At 42.5% G+C, this 24,076-nt stretch carries 23 protein-coding genes and 1 pseudogene; 17 read left to right on the top strand and 7 right to left on the bottom strand.

Features of this window, described 5'->3' with window-relative positions:
- Positions 1 to 142 precede the first annotated feature (142 nt).
- From AC4G47_RS25290 to AC4G47_RS25255, 8 genes and pseudogenes are all read left to right on the top strand, one after another.
- Positions 143 to 1,333, top strand: a complete 1,191-nt coding sequence (locus tag AC4G47_RS25290; RefSeq protein ID WP_491103328.1) for a WXG100 family type VII secretion target — start codon at positions 143 to 145, stop codon at positions 1,331 to 1,333.
- On the top strand, positions 1,333 to 1,809 hold the full coding sequence (locus tag AC4G47_RS25285) for a hypothetical protein (RefSeq protein ID WP_491103327.1): 477 nt from the start codon (positions 1,333 to 1,335) through the stop codon (positions 1,807 to 1,809). The genes AC4G47_RS25290 and AC4G47_RS25285 overlap by 1 nt, the downstream gene beginning before the upstream one ends.
- 401 nt (positions 1,810 to 2,210) lie before the next feature.
- Entirely contained in the window at positions 2,211 to 2,708 is a 498-nt protein-coding gene (locus AC4G47_RS25280) for a hypothetical protein (RefSeq protein ID WP_133386535.1), read from the top strand.
- A gap of 82 nt (positions 2,709 to 2,790) precedes the next feature.
- The gene (locus AC4G47_RS25275) at positions 2,791 to 3,270 is read left to right on the top strand and encodes a hypothetical protein (RefSeq protein WP_491103326.1); all 480 of its coding nucleotides are present in this window, start codon (positions 2,791 to 2,793) and stop codon (positions 3,268 to 3,270) included.
- 262 nt (positions 3,271 to 3,532) lie between these two features.
- Entirely contained in the window at positions 3,533 to 6,670 is a 3,138-nt protein-coding gene (locus AC4G47_RS25270; protein WP_491103324.1) for a DUF3427 domain-containing protein, read from the top strand.
- Between the two features lie 56 nt (positions 6,671 to 6,726).
- On the top strand, positions 6,727 to 7,548 hold the full coding sequence (locus AC4G47_RS25265; protein ID WP_491103323.1) for a hypothetical protein: 822 nt from the start codon (positions 6,727 to 6,729) through the stop codon (positions 7,546 to 7,548).
- Between the two features lie 37 nt (positions 7,549 to 7,585).
- The gene (locus AC4G47_RS25260) at positions 7,586 to 8,290 is read left to right on the top strand and encodes a hypothetical protein (protein WP_491103321.1); all 705 of its coding nucleotides are present in this window, start codon (positions 7,586 to 7,588) and stop codon (positions 8,288 to 8,290) included.
- Positions 8,291 to 8,306: 16 nt separating this feature from the next.
- Positions 8,307 to 9,440, top strand: a pseudogene (locus tag AC4G47_RS25255) (DUF2075 domain-containing protein); the annotation flags it as partial.
- Between the two features lie 74 nt (positions 9,441 to 9,514).
- Here the strand turns inward: AC4G47_RS25255 and AC4G47_RS25250 are convergent.
- Positions 9,515 to 9,856: a helix-turn-helix domain-containing protein gene (locus AC4G47_RS25250; protein WP_036606225.1), complete on the bottom strand. Its 342-nt coding sequence runs from the start codon at positions 9,854 to 9,856 to the stop codon at positions 9,515 to 9,517.
- Between the two features lie 141 nt (positions 9,857 to 9,997).
- On the opposite strand from AC4G47_RS25250, the gene AC4G47_RS25245 reads away from it, so the two are divergent.
- The 5 genes from AC4G47_RS25245 (at position 9,998) to AC4G47_RS25225 (ending at position 15,071) form a co-directional block, all read left to right on the top strand.
- Positions 9,998 to 10,519, top strand: coding sequence for an SNARE domain-containing protein (locus AC4G47_RS25245; RefSeq protein ID WP_491103318.1), 522 nt, complete (start codon positions 9,998 to 10,000; stop codon positions 10,517 to 10,519).
- Positions 10,520 to 10,690: 171 nt separating this feature from the next.
- On the top strand, positions 10,691 to 11,806 hold the full coding sequence (locus tag AC4G47_RS25240; RefSeq protein WP_491103317.1) for a WXG100 family type VII secretion target: 1,116 nt from the start codon (positions 10,691 to 10,693) through the stop codon (positions 11,804 to 11,806).
- A gap of 12 nt (positions 11,807 to 11,818) precedes the next feature.
- Entirely contained in the window at positions 11,819 to 12,130 is a 312-nt protein-coding gene (locus AC4G47_RS25235; protein WP_491103316.1) for a hypothetical protein, read from the top strand.
- 186 nt (positions 12,131 to 12,316) lie between these two features.
- On the top strand, positions 12,317 to 12,643 hold the full coding sequence (locus AC4G47_RS25230) for a nucleoside triphosphate pyrophosphohydrolase (protein ID WP_491103314.1): 327 nt from the start codon (positions 12,317 to 12,319) through the stop codon (positions 12,641 to 12,643).
- The gene (locus AC4G47_RS25225; protein WP_491103312.1) at positions 12,627 to 15,071 is read left to right on the top strand and encodes a DEAD/DEAH box helicase family protein; all 2,445 of its coding nucleotides are present in this window, start codon (positions 12,627 to 12,629) and stop codon (positions 15,069 to 15,071) included. The genes AC4G47_RS25230 and AC4G47_RS25225 overlap by 17 nt, the downstream gene beginning before the upstream one ends.
- 102 nt (positions 15,072 to 15,173) lie before the next feature.
- Here AC4G47_RS25225 and AC4G47_RS25220 read toward each other — a convergent pair whose 3' ends face one another.
- The 4 genes from AC4G47_RS25220 to AC4G47_RS25205 are packed head-to-tail and all read right to left on the bottom strand — an operon-like array spanning position 15,174 to position 18,885.
- On the bottom strand, positions 15,174 to 15,845 hold the full coding sequence (locus AC4G47_RS25220; RefSeq protein WP_491103311.1) for a metal-dependent hydrolase: 672 nt from the start codon (positions 15,843 to 15,845) through the stop codon (positions 15,174 to 15,176).
- Positions 15,846 to 15,900: 55 nt separating this feature from the next.
- The gene (locus tag AC4G47_RS25215; RefSeq protein ID WP_491103310.1) at positions 15,901 to 16,668 is read right to left on the bottom strand and encodes a MerR family transcriptional regulator; all 768 of its coding nucleotides are present in this window, start codon (positions 16,666 to 16,668) and stop codon (positions 15,901 to 15,903) included.
- The gene (locus tag AC4G47_RS25210) at positions 16,643 to 17,569 is read right to left on the bottom strand and encodes a DUF2268 domain-containing putative Zn-dependent protease (RefSeq protein ID WP_491103309.1); all 927 of its coding nucleotides are present in this window, start codon (positions 17,567 to 17,569) and stop codon (positions 16,643 to 16,645) included. The genes AC4G47_RS25215 and AC4G47_RS25210 overlap by 26 nt, the downstream gene beginning before the upstream one ends.
- Positions 17,570 to 17,628: 59 nt before the next feature.
- Positions 17,629 to 18,885 carry an MFS transporter gene (locus AC4G47_RS25205; protein ID WP_491103308.1) on the bottom strand — a complete coding sequence of 419 codons (1,257 nt, stop codon included), beginning with the start codon at positions 18,883 to 18,885 and terminating at the stop codon, positions 17,629 to 17,631.
- Positions 18,886 to 19,160: 275 nt separating this feature from the next.
- Here AC4G47_RS25205 and AC4G47_RS25200 point away from each other — a divergent pair, with 275 nt between their 5' ends.
- The gene (locus AC4G47_RS25200; RefSeq protein ID WP_491103307.1) at positions 19,161 to 20,459 is read left to right on the top strand and encodes a galactokinase; all 1,299 of its coding nucleotides are present in this window, start codon (positions 19,161 to 19,163) and stop codon (positions 20,457 to 20,459) included.
- A gap of 165 nt (positions 20,460 to 20,624) precedes the next feature.
- Positions 20,625 to 20,906: a hypothetical protein gene (locus AC4G47_RS25195; protein ID WP_491103306.1), complete on the top strand. Its 282-nt coding sequence runs from the start codon at positions 20,625 to 20,627 to the stop codon at positions 20,904 to 20,906.
- A 387-nt stretch (positions 20,907 to 21,293) separates the two neighbouring features.
- Here the strand turns inward: AC4G47_RS25195 and AC4G47_RS25190 are convergent, their stop codons facing one another.
- Positions 21,294 to 21,542 carry a hypothetical protein gene (locus AC4G47_RS25190; RefSeq protein WP_253505894.1) on the bottom strand — a complete coding sequence of 83 codons (249 nt, stop codon included), beginning with the start codon at positions 21,540 to 21,542 and terminating at the stop codon, positions 21,294 to 21,296.
- A 148-nt stretch (positions 21,543 to 21,690) separates the two neighbouring features.
- Here AC4G47_RS25190 and AC4G47_RS25185 point away from each other — a divergent pair, with 148 nt between their 5' ends.
- Both AC4G47_RS25185 and AC4G47_RS25180 read left to right on the top strand, forming a co-directional pair.
- A complete protein-coding gene (locus AC4G47_RS25185; RefSeq protein WP_491103305.1) occupies positions 21,691 to 23,055 on the top strand; it encodes a lipase family protein in 1,365 nt (454 codons plus the stop codon).
- Positions 23,056 to 23,094: 39 nt separating this feature from the next.
- Complete coding sequence (locus AC4G47_RS25180) at positions 23,095 to 23,391, top strand: WXG100 family type VII secretion target (protein WP_458125451.1); 297 nt, start codon at positions 23,095 to 23,097, stop codon at positions 23,389 to 23,391.
- Between the two features lie 92 nt (positions 23,392 to 23,483).
- Here AC4G47_RS25180 and AC4G47_RS25175 read toward each other — a convergent pair whose 3' ends face one another.
- Positions 23,484 to 24,017, bottom strand: a complete 534-nt coding sequence (locus tag AC4G47_RS25175; protein ID WP_491103304.1) for a hypothetical protein — start codon at positions 24,015 to 24,017, stop codon at positions 23,484 to 23,486.
- Positions 24,018 to 24,076: the final 59 nt, after the last annotated feature.

Raw genomic sequence — 24,076 nt, 5'->3', positions numbered from 1 at the left:
ACGCAAAATATCTGGCTAATGAATGTTTCCTGCTTACTGAATCTTTAACGAGAAAATGAATCCTCCGGTTGATTCCAATCGACTTCTTCACTTGTTAAAATTTAGGTATAACTACTATGGTCAGGTTGGCGGTGAAGATCGAATGCAACGTATTCAGGTACATCCCGATGTGTTGGACGAAAAAGCTCGATTGGTCCAGCAGAAGAAATTGGAACTCGATCGAATGGTCAGAGAACTGGAGAAATCCATCTATATGTTGCAATCCGATTGGTCTGGTGTGACAGGAGAGCGTTTCTTCTGGGATTTTATGCAGGTAAAAGAAGTGTTCCCGACTACACTCGGGCTATTGGACGAAATCCAGAAAGAGTTTACGTTTATTGCAATGAACTTCAGAACAACGGATGGCTCAGGCGAGGTTGCTCTACAGATTCCGGAAGAGCTGAAACGAGGCTTCCTAGTTGGACTGCTCAATACATCCGTTGGAGAAACGATCACTGGAATGGGACAGACGGCTGAGGCTCTCATCTATCAACCGTTCAGTACGGTAACCAGTCTTGCATATGCCATGACAGTGGGCAAAGTTGTTGACGTTGGGCGTGGAATTCAGTTTGCATGGGATACCGCCTGGGGCACGGGAACGGCGAGGTCTGATATAGAGCAATTTGTGGATGAGCAGAAGAAACAGATCGATCAGGATGGAATGGGTTATTATGGTGGAGCGATGACGGGGCAGGCCCTGGCGTATGTTTTGTTTGGCAAAGCTTTTCGTTCGAAGGACGACATTGGGTCGGGTGGGTCTGGTGGTAAAAGAGAGGGAGCTTCCACACTCAATGAACCTGTAAAGATTAGAACAAATAAAGGGATAGAAGTTGAGTTCACTAATCCATCAGGAAATAGGATTAGTTGGATTGAACAAAATCCTAAAAATATACCAAACGCAATCGAAAGTTCGTTAAAAAGTCCTAATCCAGGTAGAGCCCTTGAGGGAAGGGTAGGGGAGTATGTTCAACAAAGAATTGAAGTGCTTGGATTTGCATTGAAAGCAAACAATATTACAAAGAATGAGGTTGCAGGAGATTTAGATGTTGTTACTAGTAAACAAATTATTGAAGTGAAAAAGTCTACAGCTGCCTTAGACATGGAACAGATAGATAAGTATATTAATTCAGGCAATGCTAAGTTTTTCAATCATGATATGAAAGAAGTTATTGTTTACATTGACAAGCCAATTGATTTGACGAATAAATACGTAAAAGAGAATATAGATTCTCTGAAAGATTCAGGTGTTATTGTTGTAAATTCATTAGATGAATTAGGAGGAGTATTGAAATAATGGGGACATCAGCAGCTATTGTATTTAGAAGTGGAGAAAGTGTTGAAATAAATAAATTAATACACCGTCTAGATGAGTTATGTAACAGGGAAGGATTATTTCATAGTCATGACTTGAAAAAGATCGATGATGACTTGAAATTAAAATATTGCGAGTTTTGCATTAGTGATATTCCCTTAAAAGATAGCTATGACAGACAACTATGTTTTGGGATAGCGGATGAACCATACCCATATAAACTTGTTAATTTTGAATGGGGCTCTCCAGAAATAGATTACTTCAAAACAGTAGTATCTGGTGATTTTGATGATAATGAAGATTTGTTATTTAAATTCCTTTTTTTATTCTTGAATGAATTTCCGGATGCAAAAGTATGGATTGAGGAAGATTGGTTTTATAACTTGGATGATATGAAAAAGATAAAAGCATCCTACGATAATGATTGGTGCTATATAGATCCAAAAACATTTAAGTGAAACACAATAATTAAGATTCAGGCACTTCTACCAGACTATAAGTAGAAGTGCTTTTTCTATGAAACCAAAACAACATTAAAACCTTAAAAAGGAGAAAAAATATGTTTGGTGAATTTAATTTTGGGGTTACTCTGAACACAGTGAATATTTCATTAACTATGATAGACGGTGATACACCTGAATTGCGACTATATAAGGAAAACAAGCACAGGAAGCGTATCCAATATAATAAATGAAAACCACGATTTCTTTTTTTATCCAGAACAAAAGAAGGTAGTCCTTTACATTGATAAACCATTGATAAATTTGAGACCAGAGAATGCCAAGATGCTAGAAGACATTAGAAAGCAAGGAGTAACAATTGTTAACTCATTAGAAGAGCTAAAGGGGATAATAAATTAATGGGAACTTCAGCATATATCTTAATGGATCACAGAAAATATACAACTGAAAAACTATTGGCTGATTCAATAGTTGCAGCATTTAATGCTGATGCAATGCTCAACTTTTACAACAGTAAAAATTATTCAATGGATGGTCAATTTCTATCTACTACAATGAATATTAGTCATAAATTGGTTAAAGAAAACGGATGTTCATTTATATATTACGTAGATGCAACAGATAATCCGAGTATAGAATTTTACTATAATGAGGATGTTGGATTAGAACAAAATAGAAAAATTTGCAAAGTTGGTTGCATTGAGGAAATATACGGCGTTCAAGAACTTATTTTTAATTTTATTTACGAATATCTCAAGCTAAACCCCGAAGATTATTTTTGGGTCACAGATTATGATTGGGTCTACAGTTGGGAAGATATGAAGAAATTAAAATCGTTACCGTATCACCCAGATTGGTGCTATAAGAACCCAAAGCTTGATTCAAATGAAACGTAACAAACAAAGTTAAGATTAAAGTTATATAGTCATTTCTACCAGACGAAAAGTAGAGTTGCTTGAACTAAAAGGTAGGTTAAACATGAATAAAGATTTTCTTTACACTAAGCCCTATGTTCCGGGGATAATAGATGATACACCAGTGGACCTCGAATCGTGGTTTCTAGATGATTCAAGAGAGAGGATGGAAGAGAAATTAAGAAACATTTCTCTGAATGACCTAATCATTGAGTTAATTAATATATTTAAAGACGGCGATCCGAATTATCAAGTTCTCTTAGGGTTAATAGGAGAAAAAGTAGTTAAGGAGGCTAGAGAAGACAATATTGTCTATTATCTAGGTGATATTTTGCGTTCTGACGACGATATAAAGAGAATTGAGATTGAAATTGATGATGAGGATCAGAATATAAAGAAGATGAATATTTTTGTTATGCCAGCCGCGCTTTTGGTACTTCAAAAGGAGATAACTAGTCTGTGTGTTGATATTCAAACTCAAAAAACAAGCAATTACTTATCAATCTCTATTAAAGATAAGATGATAACCTTATTTTCAATTTAAGAGAGAAGACTGTCATACTAACTTATAATCCTAATTGATAAAGTGAAAAGATGGTATGAGTTGCACATATCTATGCATGATTTAAAGTCATATCATTAAGCACTTCTACCAGACCACAAGTAGAGGTGCTTTTTCCTATGAAATCAAAACAACTAATGAAATCTTCCACAGGTTGGTCGATAATATAGAAGAAGTAATTTTTAGCTCACCATATACATAGAGAACGATCCACAACCATCCTACACCCACACGAGGTACATTCATGAAACAAGGCATATATGAACAGCTTATTAACACTATCACCAGACAGGAGATTTCGGCGCTGGACCCAGATGTGTACAACATTGGGACTGAGAAGCTGGATGTAGAGGAAGCACGTAAGCTGCTGTCCACGTATTTGGCGGCGGTGACACGGCGAGCGCTTAAGATTGTACGGGAACAAACGGAGGATAAGACAGCAGTGTTGGCGCAGATCAGAACGTGTAATGAGATTATTGCTACCCTGAAAGGCACGCTTGGGGAAGAAGAATACAACGAATTGCAACTGGATGAGCAGGGGGAAGTGCTGACCCATGTGTATTCCAAGCTGAACAGCATTCGTGCGGTCCGGGATACCAAAATCGTTCGTCCAGATACGCCGATCTCCCAAAGCTCTTTATTCACAGGTGCGAAGTCCGAACCGAGTATGTTACTGGAGCTGCAAAAGGAGATCGTGACCGCCGATCGGATCGACTGGTTGGTGTCATTTATCAAGTTCAGCGGGCTTCGCTTGCTTCTTGAACAGCTTCAGCAATTTACCGCGGGCGGTGGAAAGCTGCGGATCATCACAACTACATACATGGAAGCAACCGACCTTAAGGCCATTACTGAACTTAGCAAATTACCTAACACGGAAATCCAGATTTCGTATGATACCAAAGTGACTCGGCTGCACGCCAAAACGTACATTTTCCACCGTGATACTGGATTCACGACAGCCTATGTCGGCTCCTCTAACCTGTCCAACCCGGCGCTGACCAGTGGTATGGAGTGGAACCTCAAGGTGACGGAGAAGGATTCACTCGACGTGCTGCGCAAGATTGAAGCGACCTTCGAGAGTTACTGGAATGACCGCGAATTTACGCGATATGTAGCTGAGGATGAAGGGCATGAGGCGCAGTTGAAGGCGGCTCTGAATCGCAAAAAAGATTCGTCAAACCACTTTCACCTCGACATCCAGCCTTACGATTATCAAAAGGAAGTGCTGGAACAGCTGGACGCCGAGCGTACGCTGTATGGACGAACCCGCAACCTGATCGTTGCCGCCACAGGCGTTGGTAAAACCGTTATCTCTGCTTTTGACTACAAGCGGTTCCGGGCCAGCCATGCGGGAACCAAGTTGCTTTTTGTTGCCCACCGGGAAGAAATTTTGAAGCAAAGCCGGGACACATTCCGGTATATCCTGAAGGATATGAACTTTGGTGAGCTGCATGTCGGGAATCACCGAGCGGAGGCGCTGGATCACCTGTTTGTTAGTATTCAGAGTCTTAACTCCATGAAGCTGACGGAGATCACCAGCTCAGACTATTACGATTACATCATTGTGGATGAATTCCACCATGCCGCTGCTCCTTCGTACCAGAAGCTGTTATCCCATTATGAACCTAAGATTTTGCTAGGACTCACTGCAACGCCGGAACGTATGGATGGCAAAGACATTAGCGCCTACTTTGATCATACGATTGCCGCCGAGATCCGTCTAACCGATGCAATTGACCGGAAGCTGCTGAGTCCGTTTCAATATTTTGGCGTCACCGATACTGTCGATCTATCTCAGGTGAAGTGGTCGCGTAAAGGCTATGACTTGAACGAACTGGAAAAGATCTACACTCATAACAAAATCCGTGCCAACCAGATCATCCAAAGTCTGAACAAATACGTAACCGATCTGGACGATGTGAGGGGGCTTGGTTTCTGCGTAGGGGTGGATCATGCGTTGTATATGGCAAAAATATTTATCGATGCCGGCATTCCATCCATAGCCCTGCATGGCGGGTCGAGCGAACAGGAACGTCATTCTGCGAAAGGACAGCTGGTGAACGGGGAACTGCGCATGATCTTTGTCGTTGATCTGTACAATGAGGGCGTGGATATCCCTGAGGTGAACACCATCCTGTTCCTGCGCCCTACCGAGAGTCTGACTGTATTCCTGCAACAGTTGGGACGTGGACTACGGATGGCGGATGGCAAAGAGTGCCTGACCGTGCTCGACTTCATCGGGCAAGCGCATCAGGAGTACAGGTTCCAGGATAAGTTCCGTGCTCTGATCGGCGCTACCAAACATTCCATCTCGCACTACGTCGAGAACGGCTTCTCGAACCTGCCTCGCGGCACGTTCATTCAATTGGAAAAGCAAGCGAAGGAATACATCATGCGCAACTTGAAGCAAATGAGCCGTAATCGCAGAGCGTTGATCCAGAAGCTACAAACGTTCCAGCAAGACACCGGACTGCCGCTGACCTTGGCTCATTTTGTAGAGCATCACGGGATGGCACTATATGAATTGTATGGTGGACGTACAGGTAAAAGGTATTTCCGTGGCATGTTGGCCGAAGCTGGATTAACAGCCCTCATTGAAGGTGAACACGAAGAGTACATCCGCAGACTGCCGTCTGTGCTGACGATCAACTCCCGAAGCTGGCTGACGTTCCTAATTGACTACATTGAAAAAGGTAAAGAACCAACGACCGCCGATGAACGGCGCATGTTGATTAAGTTCTATTACACCTTCCATCGGGCCGCGCCTGAGAAACTAGGACTGAGCAGCATTGAAGAGGGTGTGCAGCGTGTGCTGTCTTGTGGGGTATTCCGAGCAGAGCTTGTGGATATTTTTAAATATAATCTGGCTCATCTGCGATTTGTGGATAAAAGCAACTCGTTCCCGTACACTTGTCCACTGGATATCCACTGTATGTACTCCATCGACCAAGTGCTTGCCGCCTTCGGTTACTGGAATGCCCAGCAATCACCTGCCTTCCGTGAAGGCGTGAAGTATTTTGCAGATGAACAGACGGATATCTTCTTCATTACACTGAACAAATCGGACAAAGATTTCTCACCATCCACACTGTACGAGGATTATGCGATTAACGAGCGTTTATTCCATTGGCAGACTCAGAGCCGGGTGTCAGAGCATACGGCTACCGCGCAGCGGTATATCCATCACCGCGAGACAGGCAACCGGATCGTACTGTTCGTGCGGGAGTATAAGGAAGAGCATGGCTATACGTCTCCATTTGTGTTTCTGGGCGAAGCGGATTATGTGAGTCATGAAGGAAACAAACCTATGAGCTTTGTATGGCGACTGCGGGAAGAGATGCCTGCGAAGATGGTTGCGGTGGCGAATAAGTGTATTGTTTGAAGATTTTTTGAAAATATAAGTTATATTATTATAAGTTGGAATGGAGCTGTAAGAAAGTGTGGAGTCAAATTGGGGAATGGTCAATAATATCAAAAATTAGTGGTCTGGGCAGTATAATTGTTTTCATTGGAACTTTAGTTGCTTTTATAAGAAAAAATCAACTAATAACTACTGTAACGTCTACTAAAATCGAGCAATTATTCTTCACTAAAGAAAAGAAGTTATATGTTAGAATGTTTAAATTTTTCATGAATTTTATTTTTTCTGTTTTGTGTAGTTGCCTTATAATTGTTTTCTTTTACGAAATTAAAATTAGTTCGTCCATCGTCTACTGTATTCTTTGGGGAACTATTACTAGTTATGTTGTTCTAATTTATATATCTTATTTTAAGATAGATGTTTTTGATAGATTACTTCCAAAAGCCAATAAATTTATCGTGGTATCCATAATCTTTATTTTTCATATTGGATGTTTGTTCTCATTTATACCTGGTTTTTTAGTTGCGACAATTTTAGAAAGTCAATTGTCTATAAACTTTAATATAATTGAACAGTTGTTAGATTCTATTATAGCTATTCTTTTAACCATTACCTTCGTGAATATTTGTTTTGTTGCTTTGACAATTCAGACAGCAACGCAACTATTGAAGAAATATAATAAATACTCTGAGGAGTGTTTTTACATTAAGGCTCAGGACAATATAACATGGTATATCTATTATCCTATTGATAATGAGTATTTTTTACTTGGAAATGAGTTGCATATTGAGGAAGCGACAGTATTCCGAACAAAACAACGATCAGAGATACTCTCTGAAAAAATTTATTTTTTAAGATTATTGAGAAACGGAGAAGAATCAATAGAATATCACATATAAAAATTAGATGAATTAATTCTATTACAGGCGGTGCATCATGATTATCTACAGCAGTAACGCATTAGCTTTTCGAGAATCGGTTGATAACAATCAAATTACAGTTCAGATTGAAGAAGCATTTATTAAAGGTATGGGAAAAAGACCCAATCAAGGGGAAGTACGAGCTTGGAACAACTCTATGCAGTTTATGGAGAAAATCATCCGTAATTCGAAGGTAGCAGATGACTGCGGGATATTAATTGAGTACAACATTCCTTCTACGAGTAAACGAATAGATTTTATCATTGCAGGTAAGGATGAACAGAGGAATGATAACTTTGTGATCGTTGAGTTAAAACAATGGGATGCAGTAGAGGCTATGGATCGTGAGGATGTTGTAAGGGCCTTTATTGGAGGTAGAACAAGAGAGACACCGCATCCTTCATATCAAGCATGGTCATACAAACAGTATCTGAGTGATATGAATGAGGCTGTATACTCTAAAGATATTAACGGATACTCATGTGCATATCTACATAATTACAGAAAAGTTCAGCCTGACCCTCTCCAATATAATCAATATCAGGATATCATCCGTGAAGCTCCTTTGTTTCTAGCTGATGATTCATCTAAACTTCAAGATTTTCTGAAAAGGCATGTAGGTCAAGGGAATGGAGTTAATTTACTTTATTTAATTGAGAACGGTAAGATTCGTCCTTCCAAGAAGCTAATCGATCATATTGATGGGTTAAGGAAACTCTGATTTTGTTTTACTTGATGAGCAGAAGGTTGCGTATGAGGCCATTATGAGCCTTGCCAAACAAACAGATGTAAAAAGAACCATTATTGTGCAAGGTGGGCCTGGAACAGGCAAATCAGTAATATCTATGAATGCACTTGGTGGCTTGCTTAAAAATAAATTGAATGTGAAATTTATTGCCCCGAATGCTTCATTTCGAACGGTGATGGTAGAGACCTTGACCCAGCGACAAGCTAGAAACAAGACTAGGACAAAGATGTTATTTACGGGATCAAGTCAGTTTTACAAAGAGCCAGCTAATATGTACGACGTTCTTGTTGTGGATGAGGCGCATCGATTAAAAGGTAAAGGAGCATATCAATATCTTGGGGAGAATCAGATCGAAGATATCATAAAGGCATCTAAAGTGAATGTGTTTTTCATAGATGATTTTCAACGTATTCGTCCTGAAGATATAGGTTCTATAGACGAGATTAAACGTTTAGCTGTCCTATATGATTCGGAAGTGCATGAATATTCACTAGCAGCACAGTTCCGTTGTTCTGGAGCAGAAGGATTTTTGAATTGGGTTGATGATGCCTTACAGATTTGTCCCACCGCTAATTTCGATGGTTGGGATCAAGATTCTTTTGAATTTAAATTAGTAGACACGCCTAACGAAGTATACGATCTAATCAAAAGTAAAAACGATCAGGGGTATAAGGCGAGGATGTTGGCAGGTTTTGCTTGGAATTGGACAGCTGATAAAGAAGGTAATCGCAATGGGGAAATTCCGGATGTAACTATTGAAGAACATCGTTTTGCTATGCCTTGGAATGCTCGTTCAATATCAAGTACTTGGGCTATCCATGAAAGTGGTATAGACCAGATTGGATGTGTTCATACGTCTCAAGGTCTTGAGTTTGATTATGTAGGCGTAATTATAGGGAATGATCTAAAATATGATTCGGATAAAATGGAACTTTATTCAGATTATGAGGAGTACAAAGATAGAATGGGAAAACGAGGACTTAAGTTTAAAAATGAGGAACTAACAAAACTTATCAAAAATATTTATAAAATCTTGATGTCTCGGGGTATGAAAGGTTGTTATGTTTACTGTCGGGATAAAGAATTGATGAATTATTTATGCAGCAGAGCAAATTCAAAATAATGTGCACCATAGACTGTGCAAAGTAGAGAGAAACCCTATCAATCCATAAAATGGACGGATAGGGTTTACTGTTTTCACATCAATATTCCTTTAATAACATTTTTGGCAACACGAATATTATCAGGAGAAGAATCTCTTAGCAGTTGTACAATTTCTTTGATTTGTTTCTCATCTTCAGTTACCTCGAACTCTTCTTCTATATAAGCAAATAATTGAATCAAATTAACATCCAGTGACTCAGCGATCTTTGCCAAGTTTACCAAAGAAACATTCTTTTCTCCACGTTCGATCTGTCCTATGTATGAAAAATGAAATCCACCTTTTTCTCCGAGGGATTCCTGTGAATACCCTCTTTCTTTGCGTAGTGCACGAATTCTGGCTCCGACCAGCTTCAAAACTTCTCTGTCCTCGTTCATGGTATTCACCTCTCTATGTTCAAAAGTGTAGACAAGTTTCCTTAAGGTAAACACCAAACGAAGAATACAAATAATTTATTTGATTACTATATGTATCAATTTATTGTATAATACTGGTATTAACTCTTTGGAGGGATGACAATGGCAAGAAATTGGTCCATAACTGAAGCACATTGTAATCACCAAGTAGATTTTACCCCACGTTTGCAAAACCATGATATCTCCACACAACCTAGGTCCAAACACATTCCTGCTTACCATATGCTACGTACCACAATAATAGCCTATCACCAACATGCTAAGTATCATCTCAAACTTGCCGCCATCATGTGTAATCACAATCAGTTTAAAGCCTGTCTAATTCTATGTGATTGGGCTCTAGCCTCCATGATTAAGGCGCTTTATATCCATAAGTATCATTCAGTTCATACACCCAAAGAACTCACCATGAATGAAATCTTGCCTTTAGTGCATACGGACACTGAACCCGGACTAGATATTGCCTTGTTCATCGGCACGATGCAACATATGTCATCTTTAGAGGAACGCCATGAGGATCGATATTTAGACCTTGATAACATCGAAAAGCTCCTTCAACGAACAGAAGACATATTGGAGGAGTTAGCCACTCGATTAAATGATAACTCATCGGAGTTTTTCTGATATAAGCGTGCCATGATGATCTGGAGGTTCCTTTCACAGGAATGGGACTGGAGAATTATAAGTATCGAAAGGTACTCATTTGAAGAAAAAAAATCAGGATAATAGGTGGATGTATTTGCAACAAACTTCTGCTAACATTGTAAAATCCTAATTTTAACGGCGGAGAATGATATGAATACAATTAAAGTGACACCTGAGCAACTGATGCATATATCCAGACAGATCGAACAGGGTAGGCAACAGTTGGAGGGTATAAGTAATGACCTGACTGCACGGATCGGATTCATCCAGTCTCAGTGGGCGGGAGCAACGCAGGAACGGTTTTTCTATGATTTTCAGCAGTCACGTCCTGTACTGGATCGAGCCCTGGAAAGTATGGTGAAGTCCTCTCAGGATTTAATGGCGATTGCCGAGAGATTCGACCAAGCAGATCAGGAACAGGTGAGCTTGGGAGCCGTTGCTGGACAGATTGCTGCCCATACAATGATGAACCATAATACAGGTAACACAGAAGAACAAAGACGAATGGTATATAATCCTTTGTTTGGAGTTAACATGCCTGCCAGTGAAGCAGAGGATGGGATGCCAGGACAAAAAGAGTTTGTTAAGTATTGGGAAAATGGTGGCAGTTATGAAGAAATGAGAGCTGGACCGAAGCAACCGGTGTTTAGTGGCGGGGATATATATGATGAACAGATCAGTGCATTTAAGGAAGGTTATCATCCCGTAACTGGAGAATCCATACCTGCATGGCAAGCAGCAGTTTCTATAGGAGGTCTACAGACTGCTAAGCTCGTATTGGCTTTTAGTGGAACGTATAATAAGGGTTATAAGGTTCCGAAAGAAGGATTAGGATTCCCAAAAGGTATGATTGGTGGAAGAATTTCAGTAAGTAATGAAAGAATTCACCATGCTTCGCTTGGAGATTTTAATTCTAAAAATAGATTGATCAATGGTGGTCACGGTCAAGATAATATTAATTACTTACTTAAAAATAAGATCGCATTTAACATTACTAAAGAATATGAAAACGGTGTACGAGTCGGTAATATACCTAATCACAAAAATAAAGCAAAGCGAAGTGGTGAGGGCCAAGCATGGTTCCCTAAGGAGTGGACATCGGAAGATATCAAAAAGTCAGGTGAGCATGTAGCAAATCTGCCTGAGAATAGAGTTAAGGGTGACGGTGAATGGATGTTTGGAAACTATAATAACGTTAGAGTAGGAGTGATCAAGAACGATGGTCAGATCGGAACAATTACTCCAGATAACTCAAGACAACCGTGAGGAGAGCAAACCATGGTAGACTACAGTGAAAAAGTTATCTCATTAATAAAGAAGAGAAAAGATTTACACCCCGACGATCCAGCTATTCAAACGATATGGAATGAGATGGTAGACATTCTAAAAGAGAATGAGCAGAGTGCCATATCATTTCTAAATCAATGTGGAGAAAAAGATTTATATTGGCTGAGTGAGATATTCGAAGATCTATCTTCTGAATTCCAAAGTCGAGCATTTATAGATTGTCTTCTTCAATTGCAAAAGAAGTATCCTGATCTGGATATGGAGCAGGATATAGAATATGCCATTCAATCCATTGAGGAATAATGCGAAAAAAATAAGCCTATTTCAACTCCTGTACGGAGTAGTCATGGGCTATTTTTATCTCCTCAATCCAATCCACTACTTTACAAAATCACCCCATCCCTCCCCATAGCAAATGGTATAATGGCAAAAAGGGAGCTTCTGGCGCAAAGCTGGAAAATCTCCAAAGTAGAAAGGATGTTATACCACATGCCTACATACAACAAATTGGTACGGGACAAGATTCCGCATATTATCACATCCAGTGGTAAGGAATGCCGCACACGTATTCTGGACCCGGAGGAGTATAAGCAAGAGTTAAGAACGAAGTTGCAAGAAGAATCGGGTGAGTACGTAAATGCAGCGAGTGATCAGGAAGCTTTGGAAGAACTAGCCGACATGCTGGAGGTCATACGGGCGCTGGCGGAGGTACATGGTGCGAATGCGGCCCAGTTGGATAAGCTTCGGGCAGACAAAGCCGAGGAGCGTGGTGGATTCCAGGAACGGGTGTATCTGATCGATGTCGACGAAGCTTAACGTTAAACTCATTACAGATAACTTGGCAGACGAACTGATTGCCCGGATGCAGCATGCATCCGGGATTTATATTATGACGTCCTTTATTATGCAGTCCGGGGTGAAACTGCTGGCCCCGCACTTAAAGCGGGCGGCTGAGCGTGGGGCAGAAGTACGGATGCTCGCAGGAGATTATCTGTACATAACACAGCCAGAAGGATTGCGGGCGCTGTGTGAGGTTGATCCACGAATCGAGACACGGCTGTGGCGAAGTATGGGGACTTCTTTTCACCCGAAAGCGTATCTGTTCGATCACGACAACGGGGAAGGATTGTTGATCGTCGGTTCGTCGAACTTTTCGTTCACTGCGTTGAAGACGGGGTATGAATGGAATCTGGCGATGAATGCGGAGGCGGAGCCGTATACGTTCCAGTCAGCTTTGGACAAATTCATGCAGAGCTTCTACCACGAGACAACCTTGCCGGTGAACCTGGATTCGATTGCGCTGTATGAGGAAGAGTATCGCAAATATCACCAGAAGAACCCGGAGATGATTCAGCGGATCACGGAGATGGAAGAAGCGGAATTCGGGACGAGGCTGCCGGAGGAAACAGAGGAAGATGCCACCGAGTTATCACTCTTACCGATCCAGCCGCGCTTTGCGCAATTGGATGCTCTTGAAGCACTCCATGGCACGATGGAGGAGCAGTATGACAAAGCGATGGTCGTCATGGCGACCGGGCTTGGTAAAACATATCTGGCGGGCTTCTTCGCGCAGCGGTTCCAGCGGGTGTTGTTTGTGGCGCATCGGGAAGAGATTTTGTTCCAGGCGAAGAAATCTTTTCAGCGGATCATGCCCGAGCGCAGTCATGGGATCTATAACGGACAGTATAAAGATGGAGCGGCGGATTGTGTCTATGCTTCGATCTTTACGTTGAGTATGCAGAAGCACCGGGATGGGTTTGCGGTGGATGCCTTTGATCTGATCGTGGTGGATGAGTTCCATCATGCGGCGGCGAAGACGTACATGTTGGTGATTGAGCATTTTCAGCCGAAGTTTCTGCTGGGTATCACCGCTACCCCGGATCGACTGGATGGCAAGGATGTGTATGCGCTCTGTGATGGGAATGTAGCGTACCAGATGCATTTTATTGAAGCGATCCGGCGAGGTTGGCTGGCGCCATTTCAATATTACGGAGTATTCGATGATACGGACTATTCGCAGATCCGCTGGATCGGGACAAAGTATGATGAAGAACAGCTCATGGCCGTTCAGTTGCAAGAGGAGCATGTGGAGACGATCTTTGCGGCCTGGGTGCGGCACAAGCAGACGAGAACGATTGGCTTTTGCTCATCGATCCGCCAGGCGGACTATTTAGCTGCCTATTTCCGCAGTCAGGGCGTGAAGGTGCTCAGTCTGCATTCGCGCACATCGGAGATGTCGCGGGAGGAAGCGATTCGTCAGCTTGATGTGGGTGAACTGGAGGTTGTGTTGACGGTGGATCTGTTCAATGAAGGAACGGATATTCCACGTGTGGATACGTTGCTTTTTGTGCGTCCAACGGAGTCGCTTACGGTGTTCACCCAGCAGGTGGGGCGTGGTCTAAGGCTGGCTGAGGGCAAATCGCATTGTGTCATTATCGACCTGATCGGAAACTACCGAAATGCGGATGTGAAGCTGAGTCTTCTGGACGTGCGCGGAGACGAGGAACGAAGCGGAAAAGCGATGGATTCGGCTGTGCCGGAAGTTCCGGACAATTGCGGTATTCATCTGGAGACCCGAGTGGTGAATCTGCTTCGGGAGCTAAGCCGCAAACGGTTGCCGCGCCGCGAGAAGTTGCATCAGGATTTTCTGGATGTGAAGCGAGAGCTGGGGCGTATTCCGACGTATCTGGAGCTGCATCTTATGGGGCGTTCGAAAAGTATCGGGTACCGGAACGAATTTGGCTCCTATGTTGGATTTCTCTATTGGGCGGAGCTGCTGTCCCCGGCTGAGGGAGAGGTGTACGTCCGACATGAGGCGTGGCTGCGTGATGTGGAGAAGACCGTCATGAACAAAAGCTACAAGATGATCGTGCTGCTGTACATGCTGGAGCGAGGCGAAGCGCACTGGATGGACCCAATCACGCCGGGTGAGATGGCAAGGTTTTTCCATACCTATCTGACGGAGAAGGAATACCGGAAACGGAAAGACTTTTCAGACAAGGACAAGCTTGCGCTCTGGGAATGGAACGAGAGGACGGCAACGGAGATTGAAAAGTTGATAATCGAAATGCCGATGTCCAAGTGGGGCGGGGCGAAGGGGAGTATGACGCGTTTCGAGAGTGGCGTGTTCTCGCTGAATGTGCAGGTGGAGAATGCAGAGGAACGGGCGCTGCTATATCGCTGGACGAAAGAAATTTGTTTGTATCGGTTGCATGCATATTTTGAGCGGGGGACAGGGAAGTAGAAAAGAAGCTGCGGCGATTCCAATTTGAATCGCTGCAGCTTTTTTTAATTACATTTAGACCTTCAAATGGAGTCTTGAGATTTTCATTAATAATTGTTGTGGTTATTCTGTCACTGTGAAATAGCTTCCCTTTCCGGAAATAATAGTTAGTTCATCAATTCTTACATAATAGTTCCAGTGAAATGGGGTGTTATCCGGATAGACGATAATATATTGAGGATCATTATAGGAATAACTTTGTTGCAAAGAATAACTTATTATTGCATTAGAAATTCCTAAGCTTACAACAAATGAAGCCGCTAGTACTAATGAAACTACTGCAAGCGGTTTAACTTTTTTATAAATTAATGTGATTGTAGTGGCAATGGCTAACAAAGCAGAAATGATGAGTTCATTATTTGATCCCAAGATCGCGAAATTCTGTTCTTGGTTCGTAAAAGGATAGAACAAATTAATTCCATTACCAAGAAGGTCTATAAGAAGATGGCCGATGAATAATGTGGCCATCGTACTTATCCATGCCCAGAAGAACCGAACGTTTAAGGTTTTATAGATGATCCAGCCATATGCAGCTCCAATTAAGGGAACCATAGTAAGAGAATGTAACAATATATCACCAAAGTACTTAGTGATGTCAGGAGTGATAGCAATAATAGAACCCAAAACAATAGTAATTATATAGTCTTTAGTAAGAGATAAGCGCTTATTTAGAAAAAGTAATAGAATCGTTCCGCCCGTAATTAAGTGTATAGCCATATGAAGAAACATTTGCATCAAGTTACCTCCTGAACTTAGTTCATACATTTATGTATTCTCACTTCACCCAAAATCACTTTTCCTTACCCTCTACAAAAACCATAATCGCTTGATACAAAAACCTCAAAAATTCCTCATCGCCAAACTGATCAAAATAACCCGCATAGCGATGATCCGTCGTATATGCTTCAGCGATACAAGCCAAAATCTCAGCATCACAGACCATAAACTGTTCCAGACAACTTTTCCATTTACGCACTAACGATTGCACCTCACCAGAAGCAGGGGACAGCTCCTGATTTTTCGCCAATTCCCGAAATACCTGCTCCATGTTGACCGAGAACTGCTGGTAAACTTGTTCTTGCTCTTCCACAGACAGCTGGCCCACATTGGCTTCGAATTCCTGATATTTCTCGGTATCCCCGTAGATGAACTTCGCCTCGAATTCATATTGTTCTTGAATGGACAGGATGGAAGAGTCGTCAAACAGATGAAGATGAGAGAGATCCGTTCCATCCACATACTCGTCCAACTGGTCGATGATGGTTTCGAGCTTTTGTTTGCGTTGAACGAGTGTGCTACGGTGCTCTCTTAGAATATCTTTCTGTTCTTCTTTGGAGAGTTGCATCGTGACTGCAATGTCTTTCAATGAGAAATTCATTTCTTTGAACAACAGAATCATTTGCAGATTCCCCAGTGCCTCTTGATCGTAATACCGATAGCCATTGTCCTCGACTTTGCTCGGTTTTAGGAGATCTGTTTTATCGTAATAATGTAATGCGCGCTTGGTGATGCCTGTAATCTGAATGATATCTTTAACGGTGAAATAGGGTGTCTTCATTCCAAAAGTCCTTTGTTTCAGCAAGTATGACACTTGCCGGAGTGATGGTTGCTTCGGTAATCGGTGTACCTGTTTTGTTCAGATAATATTGAATTAAGTGATAACCGCAGGCATAGCCAGCCGCATAGGGCATACCTACGGGCGTGAAATTTTGCAGTATGGCAAGTTCATCGCCGTATAGATACGGATTAATCTGGTCAAAACCGGTGACATGCAGCTGGTCTTTCATCTTTGGTTTAATTAAGGTATTCAAAGTCTCCATATCCGTTTTGGCTACCCAGGGGCCTAGCAACTTTTCTCCATACAGGGATGTCGCAAAGCTCTCGGCCAACCCCTCGCTAACAACCATTTCCCCAAGCGTAATCTGTGGATTCCACTGGATATATTGATACCTCACGTTATGATTGCATTCATGAGCCAACACGGATTGGATACGAGGTAGAGTATACCTATTGGGGATCAGGTTCGCAATAATGTAACCCGGGATTCCACCATCTCCGCTGATGCCTTCGTTCATGGTGAGTGAGGGACTGTTCTTATCGCCTAATAAAATCGTATATAGATATTCCGAGACCGATAGCTCAATCCCGTGATCTGTAAAGGTCGATAGACTCGTACGAACAGCTTCATGACACTGTTGCCAGAATGCTTCAGACGAAATCGCTACTAACGATTCGTTAATCTCAGGTGTGATATCTGAGGGAGCGATATTCATCAAATTATTCATCATGATCACGTCGAAGCCGTGAGGTTCATGAGAGCGAAACGGGATCTGTTGAATGTTCCATTTGTTCATGAATGGACTCATCATAAGCTCGCGGTATAACTCCAATTTCTCATCGGGTGCAGCCTGGATGATCTCCTCATAGATTTTATCTGAACGTAACGCGGTAATCTTCATCCTTAATCTCTCCTTCGTGTAAGCTTGAGATCATTATCAAGTATGACCTAACGTAACAGTCAAGCGTTGATGTTACGCTGCTGGCTCTCTGAATGATTCTGCATCTTCATCGCGAATATCAGAGCAGACAGGATATAGATCAGGCTTAACAAGAGATAAGGGAGTTGCAGCGAGAATACGCGATCGAAAGTCGTTTCACTAACTCGCACCAATAATCCGCCGAGAAGCGTACCGATGGCACTAATGCCAAAGGATAGAAAGCGAAACACGCTTCCGACCCTGCCGAGCATCTCATTAGGAACGGAACGTTGCAGGATGGAGGAACGGGTAACATTGTAGACAATAATGAAAAAAGCAGCACAGAAATACAGACTACCTACCATATACGCATTTGTAGTTAGACCCACCACACCGTAGATGATTCCCATGCACAAAATGGAAGAGATAATCAATTGTTTTGTACTCCATTTCTTGCGCATATAAGCAACAGCTTGGCTCCCCACAATGCTGCCGATCGTTGCAATGGAGATGAGGATACCGAATGCAAAAGCATCCAACTGAAGCACATCTCGTACAAAGAAGATCTGAGTAGCCAGGATGATCGAATACATCAGGGTAATGGTGACAGACAGAATCGCCAAACCACGGAGAAAACGATCACGATAGACATATTGAATACCGGACCACATCTCACGTTTCCAATTCTTCATCGGGCGAACTTCCTTCTTGGTTGTTTCCGTATCCCCTGGGTAGAAGTTTCCCTTCAAACTGATCAAAAAGAGCAGAGCAATAACAGCCGTTACGGCGTCTATGGCAAAAGGAAAAACAATATGCAGGGTGATGATAAACCCTCCCAGTGCAACGCCTAGAATATCACTTGTGATTAACTGTCCGGCGGTGAACTGCCCATTCGCTTTCTCCAATTTACTTTCATCTACCAGTTGAGGGATGACCGTCTGCACCGTACTGTCGAATACAACTCGGCTAAGACCAATTCCAAACATGAACAGAGCCAGGATCGGAATGCTTACCCATCCACCCCAGATACATAACGTCAGTCCAAGTAGAAGCATCATTCGCGTAAAGCCTGCCCCAATCAGCATATGTTTGCGTGAGTATCGGTCGATGAGAACACCCACAGGTAGACTGAAGAGAAGCCACGGTAAACGAAGTGCCGTCATGGTGATGGAGGCATACAGTGTATCGCTCGTAAGTGTTGATATGAGCCAAGGAACCGCAGCAAGTGTAAGTCCATCACCCAAAAATGTAAGTGAAAATGCACCGAATAACTTGGTATAGTTCGATTTAATCTTCATCGTTTCCTCCACCAATAAGATGTAAAGCATGGCAACATTGAGGTTGGAAAATAATGTGTATTCACTTAAACCAAATTTAAGTTATTGTAAAATGGTTTTCAATCCTATTTTTACAACAAATAACTTCACAAAACGCTTACAAACTTTCAATTCTACCCTACCTTTTCCGCTACGAAGCTGAGATAATGGGAGAGGAATAAGGCATGAAATAGAGCGACAACCATGTTCACCAACAGTCTAAAAATAAAAGCTGCATATCCATAGGAGGATTATGAATGACGACACAACCATTGAATCTGATCCAATCCACGGAGGGCCAAGCGTTGCTTGCCCAGATGTATGGACAATCACAAGTAGAGGAACAGACTGCACGGTACACAAAGCTGAACGCAACGTTCGAAGAGCACTTTGGCGCGCAAGAAGGAAGCAAGTTGTTCAGCGCTGCAGGACGCAGCGAGATTGGTGGCAATCACACGGATCATAACCATGGTAAAGTGCTGGCAGGCAGCATTACGCTGGATACGATTGCAGTGGCAGCACCAACTGCGGAGTCGGTTATTACGTTTTACTCAGAAGGCTATGACAAGAAATATGTAATCGATCTCACGAATCTTACGCCAAATACGGAAGACGATGGCACAACAGCATTGATTCGCGGTATGGCCGCGGGATTCGGAGAGTTTGGACACCCGGTTGGCGGCTTCCAAGCGTACATCTCCAGTAACGTATTCTCGGCATCAGGCCTCAGTTCATCGGCGTCATTCGAGATGCTGATCTGTACGATTTTGAATCACTTCTATAATAGTGGAGCGTTAGATGTAGTGACTATGGCCAAAATCGGTCAGTATGCGGAGAATCACTATTGGAACAAACCTTCCGGTCTGCTGGATCAGATGGCTTGTGCGTACGGCGGACTCATTGCCATTGATTTTGAGAATCCTGCACAGCCGGTTATCGAGCCTGTTCAATGGGATTTCCAACAAAACGGCTACTCATTGGTCATTGTGAATACAGGTGGTAACCACGCTGATCTGACGGAAGATTACGCTGCTGTGCCATATGAGATGAGAGCGGTTGCTCAGGCGCTGGGCAGTGAGTATGTTCGGGAAATTACAGCTGACGCAATCTATGCCAACCTCAAGAAGGTTCGTGATGCGGCTGGGGATCGTGCCGTGCTGCGTGCGCTTCATTTCCTGGAGGAAAACAATCGTGTCGATGGTCAGGTGCAGGCGTTGCGTGATGGACGTTTTGCTGATTTCCTGAAACTGATTACAGCGTCCGGTAACTCGTCATGGAAGTGGCTGCAGAATGTATATCAGAGTGGTGCTGTGAAGGAACAGGAGATTGGCATCGCGCTGGCTGTGACGGAGAATTATCTGCAAAACCTGGGTGATGGCGCTTGTCGGATTCATGGTGGCGGATTCGCAGGGGTTATTCTGACGATCCTTCCGAACGAAAAAGTAGAAGAGTATATGTCCTGGATGCATGACATGTTGGAAACGCCAATCATTGTCGTTAATGTGCGTGCACAGGGTGCGGTATGCTTGAATGAATTGATCGCTAACGCGAGCTAAAAAGCACTTAGATAAATAGTTCTAGCATGATTCAACGAAGTCCGGGCTATGCCCGGGCTTTTTGGGTTGTTCATTTTCGATAAAACTCCAAACTTTGAAGGTCCTTGCTGTGTTATTTAAATAGTGGCTGTATCTCAATAATGTTCTCAAGGGAGGAAGGATCAGATGACTACACCTACAGCGGCTGGGCAGGAAGAGGCTCAATTATACGAGGAGTTGCGGCGTGCGATCGATGAATTCGAAGAGGGCGAGCAGCGGCAAATAGTTCTGAGTCGGATGGTCAGACAGCTCAGGTTTGCCAAGTGGCGCAAAGATCGAATGCGCAAGGTTGATGCATACTGTCAAAAGATCAAACCCGCGACACTTTGGATCATATTAGCCACAGGTGCACTTGCACCAGTCTTGTTGTTTAGCATGTTCATCTGGGTGTCGTTGTGGGTGGAATGAAGAGATGATGCAGAGATTAGGGAAGAAGCCGGAGCGATGTTAGTCTAGAGGCAGTGACGAGTGTGAAGAGTATATAAATGCGTCGCTGCCTGAAAAAATTATAAATTATAAGTCAACTTCACATATTTATGCAAATCACTGAATTTATTCTGGTAACAACGTCCTATAACTTATTAATGTGTAAGATTTAATGCCTGAAATTTATAAAGACTTTGTGCTCATTTCTTATAAGTTGTATACACGATTCACAGAAGATGGACTATAATGATTCTACTTCTTTGGAAAAAAGAGGATGAGATTAGGCTGTGGAATCCCTATTATTACATATAAAAGAGCCATGTATCTGTACAAGGCCCTAAAGTTTTAAAAGTTAATATTTCTTATAAACTACTTAAGAGGTTTGATGTCTTCGGGCACTGAGCCTGTTTTGACTTCATAAGTATCATAATCCACCATTGAGAATATTTCTTGGGTCTTATTTCCTTTTACGTACCCTGTCAGTGACACCGTATGAGACAAGTCAGACGGAATGAACTTGTGGCCTGTAAACTCAACATCAATTCCATAGGTTTCTTTAAAATAAGCTAGGCTTGCGATCTCGGCTTTTTGTACAATTTCTTTTTGCTCGTTCGACATACAACCTCCTAAAGTGAGTGTGATCGCGCAGATCATTAGTATAAAAAGTATAGCTGGTTTTTTCAATTTATCACCTCATATTCCTAATGTTGTCGTTTAGATATTGTGCATTATACAACTTTTGCTAAATAGAAGAAAGGGTGTCCCTATGAACGCGTACAAAACGGATGAATTATATATGAAAATTTCGGAACTTGCTTATACTGATGTTCCCGTAGGGAGAAGTAATATTCTGGACAAGGAAGAGTATAAAGATTGGAGAACAGTTGAACCAGACGGAGCGGAACTGCACAGAAAATATTCTGGATTTGATGCAGTTGTTCTTGAGAATCCCAAAACAAACCAAGTGATTATCGGATATCGCGGAACTGAGCCGGAAGGGAAGTTGACGGATAAAATCGCGGACTGGGAGACGGACGCTTTGGATGTCGTAGGGGGCAGAACAAAAAGGCTTGAAGATGCCGTAACCGACCCTGAGCGTCATAATATCTTCAAAAATAGTCCATTCAAACTCATGATGGATAATTCAAGTTGGGAAAACAATCAGTTTCATCAAGCTGAAGAATTGTATGAGGCTGTACAGAAGGCTTATCCTAATTCAGATATTTCGCTAACAGGCCATTCTCTTGGCGGTGGTTTAGCTCAATATGTAGCTGCTCGTCATGATGTATCTGGTATGACGTACAGTGCTCCAAGTGTAATGAATCTGCTGGATGATGTAAGTCTGGCTAAGGTGAATGAAGGTCACTTTGACAACAAAATGGTTAATGTGGTTCATCCGAGTGATTCTGTAGGGGCCGGTGGAATAAGTGAATATGACAGGCACGTTGGACTTACGGTGTACAAGGGACAGGATTATGACACCGCTAATGCGATGTATCAAAACTGGAAGTTTCAATTACAGTTAAAGGTCCCTTTTCAACCTCTCGGTGCAGGCTCGCCAATGTTGGTTCATGATGTTGGAATAGATGTAGATCTGGATAAGCTGTACATTGGAAATATCGTTAGATTATTGGATTCCTTTTCGAAGGACGAAGGCAAGGGGTACCATTCCATGAAGCAATATGAGTTTGATAAGGATGGAAACTTAATTGGCCCGTTAATCGATCGGAGTACGGGAGAGACGCTTGATATTTCTCCAAGATGGACTGCACATCAGAAAGCAATGGCTGTGTTCTCTCATGTGATGTCTGGTGCAGTTGCTTCGTTTATATCCACAGTAGGTAGTTCTGGTAGCGGTAAGATTCAATTAACACCGGAAGAATTAGCGCAGTCTGCTCGGGAAATGAGACTGAGTTTGAGCGGATTTTCCAACGATGCAAAAGCTTCTATTCAGATGTTCCAGACCCATATAGCTACAAGCGAAAGCCAGTCTTTTACACCTATTGCTTATAATGCAACAGCTACTTTGCAACAAATTAACCGTTGGTACCAGGAATCCATAAGTGAGATTGCGGATTATATTGAAAGAAAGAGAGAAAATTTCGTAATAGCTGATCAGGAACAACAATAATGGAATTTATATAGATGGATTAACAGGAGGAAAGTGGACATGGGCAGAATATCCGTATCCTTGTCGGATTTACGAAGAGCTGTTCAACAATGCGAACAATTGCAGCAACGGCTCATACAACAGGAACAGAAGATGCGTACGATTCATGGAAGGTTGCAGCAGGATTGGGTAGGGACATCAGCATCGGTGCTAACTTTCAAGATGCAGTCTTTTGTTGAAGGAGCTTCTGTGAGATTAAGTGAACTAGAAGCTCATAAAGAGGAATTGAAGCGATACATTCGCAAGATGGAAGAAGCGGACAGAGAAGATCAAAGAAATCGTAGCAGGATACAGTAATTGTCTATATCTGCTTATAAGTAAATAGTCAGATAGGAAGTAATCCTCCCACCTAACTATTTACTTCTTTGGGTAAGCAGTACTATAACTGATTAGTGTGTATCAGTATTATTCTTGTTCAAAGTTTGAATTCTCTCTTGGATAAACTGGTGGTAATCGCGGAAGCTGCTGATGTGATGCAAAGAATCGGAGTTCTCAGACTGGATCTTAATTTTACCGTCCTGAGGCAAAGTTTTCATCTCAGCAATGACGGATTTGGAACCTTGGATATCACCGGACATCTCCTGGATTCGCTGTAATAATGCGGGATGCCCTTCGTGCTGAAGCATTTCAGCGAGGGGTCTCATTTCCTCCAACTTTTGGCTCGACCGTTCAAGCGTGGTCATCACTTTGTCTCCATCTATACTTGCGCTAAGCGAAACCATCCGGTGAATATGATCTTTCTCCATACGCTCAAGCGCCTCGAGGTGGGAAGATTCCAGTCGTTTGGGATCGCTCCAACTCTCCGATTGTACGGTGTCATTCTGCTGCTGGGATGCATTATTCGTAGAGCCGTTACCACATCCCCATAACAAAGTTGAGCACGTTAACACGGCTCCAACGGCGATGATACTTTTTAACCTCATGCTGTCACTCCTTCGATAATTTTCCTGAAGGTAGTATGAGCTATAATATCCAAAATCAT

Source organism: Paenibacillus sp. Negev47 (genome assembly GCF_058313655.1).
This window is presented reverse-complemented; position numbering and strand designations above follow the sequence as displayed.

What these genes read in the sequence shown, in the direction of transcription:
- AC4G47_RS25290 (WP_491103328.1), top strand. Translation starts at nt 143, where the DNA reads ATGCAACGTATTCAGGTACATCCCGATGTGTTGGACGAAAAAGCTCGA.
- AC4G47_RS25285 (WP_491103327.1), top strand. Translation starts at nt 1,333, where the DNA reads ATGGGGACATCAGCAGCTATTGTATTTAGAAGTGGAGAAAGTGTTGAA.
- AC4G47_RS25280 (WP_133386535.1), top strand. Translation starts at nt 2,211, where the DNA reads ATGGGAACTTCAGCATATATCTTAATGGATCACAGAAAATATACAACT.
- AC4G47_RS25275 (WP_491103326.1), top strand. Translation starts at nt 2,791, where the DNA reads ATGAATAAAGATTTTCTTTACACTAAGCCCTATGTTCCGGGGATAATA.
- AC4G47_RS25270 (WP_491103324.1), top strand. Translation starts at nt 3,533, where the DNA reads ATGAAACAAGGCATATATGAACAGCTTATTAACACTATCACCAGACAG.
- AC4G47_RS25260 (WP_491103321.1), top strand. Translation starts at nt 7,586, where the DNA reads ATGATTATCTACAGCAGTAACGCATTAGCTTTTCGAGAATCGGTTGAT.
- AC4G47_RS25250 (WP_036606225.1), bottom strand. Translation starts at nt 9,856, where the DNA reads ATGAACGAGGACAGAGAAGTTTTGAAGCTGGTCGGAGCCAGAATTCGT.
- AC4G47_RS25245 (WP_491103318.1), top strand. Translation starts at nt 9,998, where the DNA reads ATGGCAAGAAATTGGTCCATAACTGAAGCACATTGTAATCACCAAGTA.
- AC4G47_RS25240 (WP_491103317.1), top strand. Translation starts at nt 10,691, where the DNA reads ATGAATACAATTAAAGTGACACCTGAGCAACTGATGCATATATCCAGA.
- AC4G47_RS25235 (WP_491103316.1), top strand. Translation starts at nt 11,819, where the DNA reads ATGGTAGACTACAGTGAAAAAGTTATCTCATTAATAAAGAAGAGAAAA.
- AC4G47_RS25230 (WP_491103314.1), top strand. Translation starts at nt 12,317, where the DNA reads ATGCCTACATACAACAAATTGGTACGGGACAAGATTCCGCATATTATC.
- AC4G47_RS25225 (WP_491103312.1), top strand. Translation starts at nt 12,627, where the DNA reads ATGTCGACGAAGCTTAACGTTAAACTCATTACAGATAACTTGGCAGAC.
- AC4G47_RS25220 (WP_491103311.1), bottom strand. Translation starts at nt 15,845, where the DNA reads ATGCAAATGTTTCTTCATATGGCTATACACTTAATTACGGGCGGAACG.
- AC4G47_RS25215 (WP_491103310.1), bottom strand. Translation starts at nt 16,668, where the DNA reads ATGAAGACACCCTATTTCACCGTTAAAGATATCATTCAGATTACAGGC.
- AC4G47_RS25210 (WP_491103309.1), bottom strand. Translation starts at nt 17,569, where the DNA reads ATGAAGATTACCGCGTTACGTTCAGATAAAATCTATGAGGAGATCATC.
- AC4G47_RS25205 (WP_491103308.1), bottom strand. Translation starts at nt 18,885, where the DNA reads ATGAAGATTAAATCGAACTATACCAAGTTATTCGGTGCATTTTCACTT.
- AC4G47_RS25200 (WP_491103307.1), top strand. Translation starts at nt 19,161, where the DNA reads ATGACGACACAACCATTGAATCTGATCCAATCCACGGAGGGCCAAGCG.
- AC4G47_RS25195 (WP_491103306.1), top strand. Translation starts at nt 20,625, where the DNA reads ATGACTACACCTACAGCGGCTGGGCAGGAAGAGGCTCAATTATACGAG.
- AC4G47_RS25190 (WP_253505894.1), bottom strand. Translation starts at nt 21,542, where the DNA reads ATGTCGAACGAGCAAAAAGAAATTGTACAAAAAGCCGAGATCGCAAGC.
- AC4G47_RS25185 (WP_491103305.1), top strand. Translation starts at nt 21,691, where the DNA reads ATGAACGCGTACAAAACGGATGAATTATATATGAAAATTTCGGAACTT.
- AC4G47_RS25180 (WP_458125451.1), top strand. Translation starts at nt 23,095, where the DNA reads ATGGGCAGAATATCCGTATCCTTGTCGGATTTACGAAGAGCTGTTCAA.
- AC4G47_RS25175 (WP_491103304.1), bottom strand. Translation starts at nt 24,017, where the DNA reads ATGAGGTTAAAAAGTATCATCGCCGTTGGAGCCGTGTTAACGTGCTCA.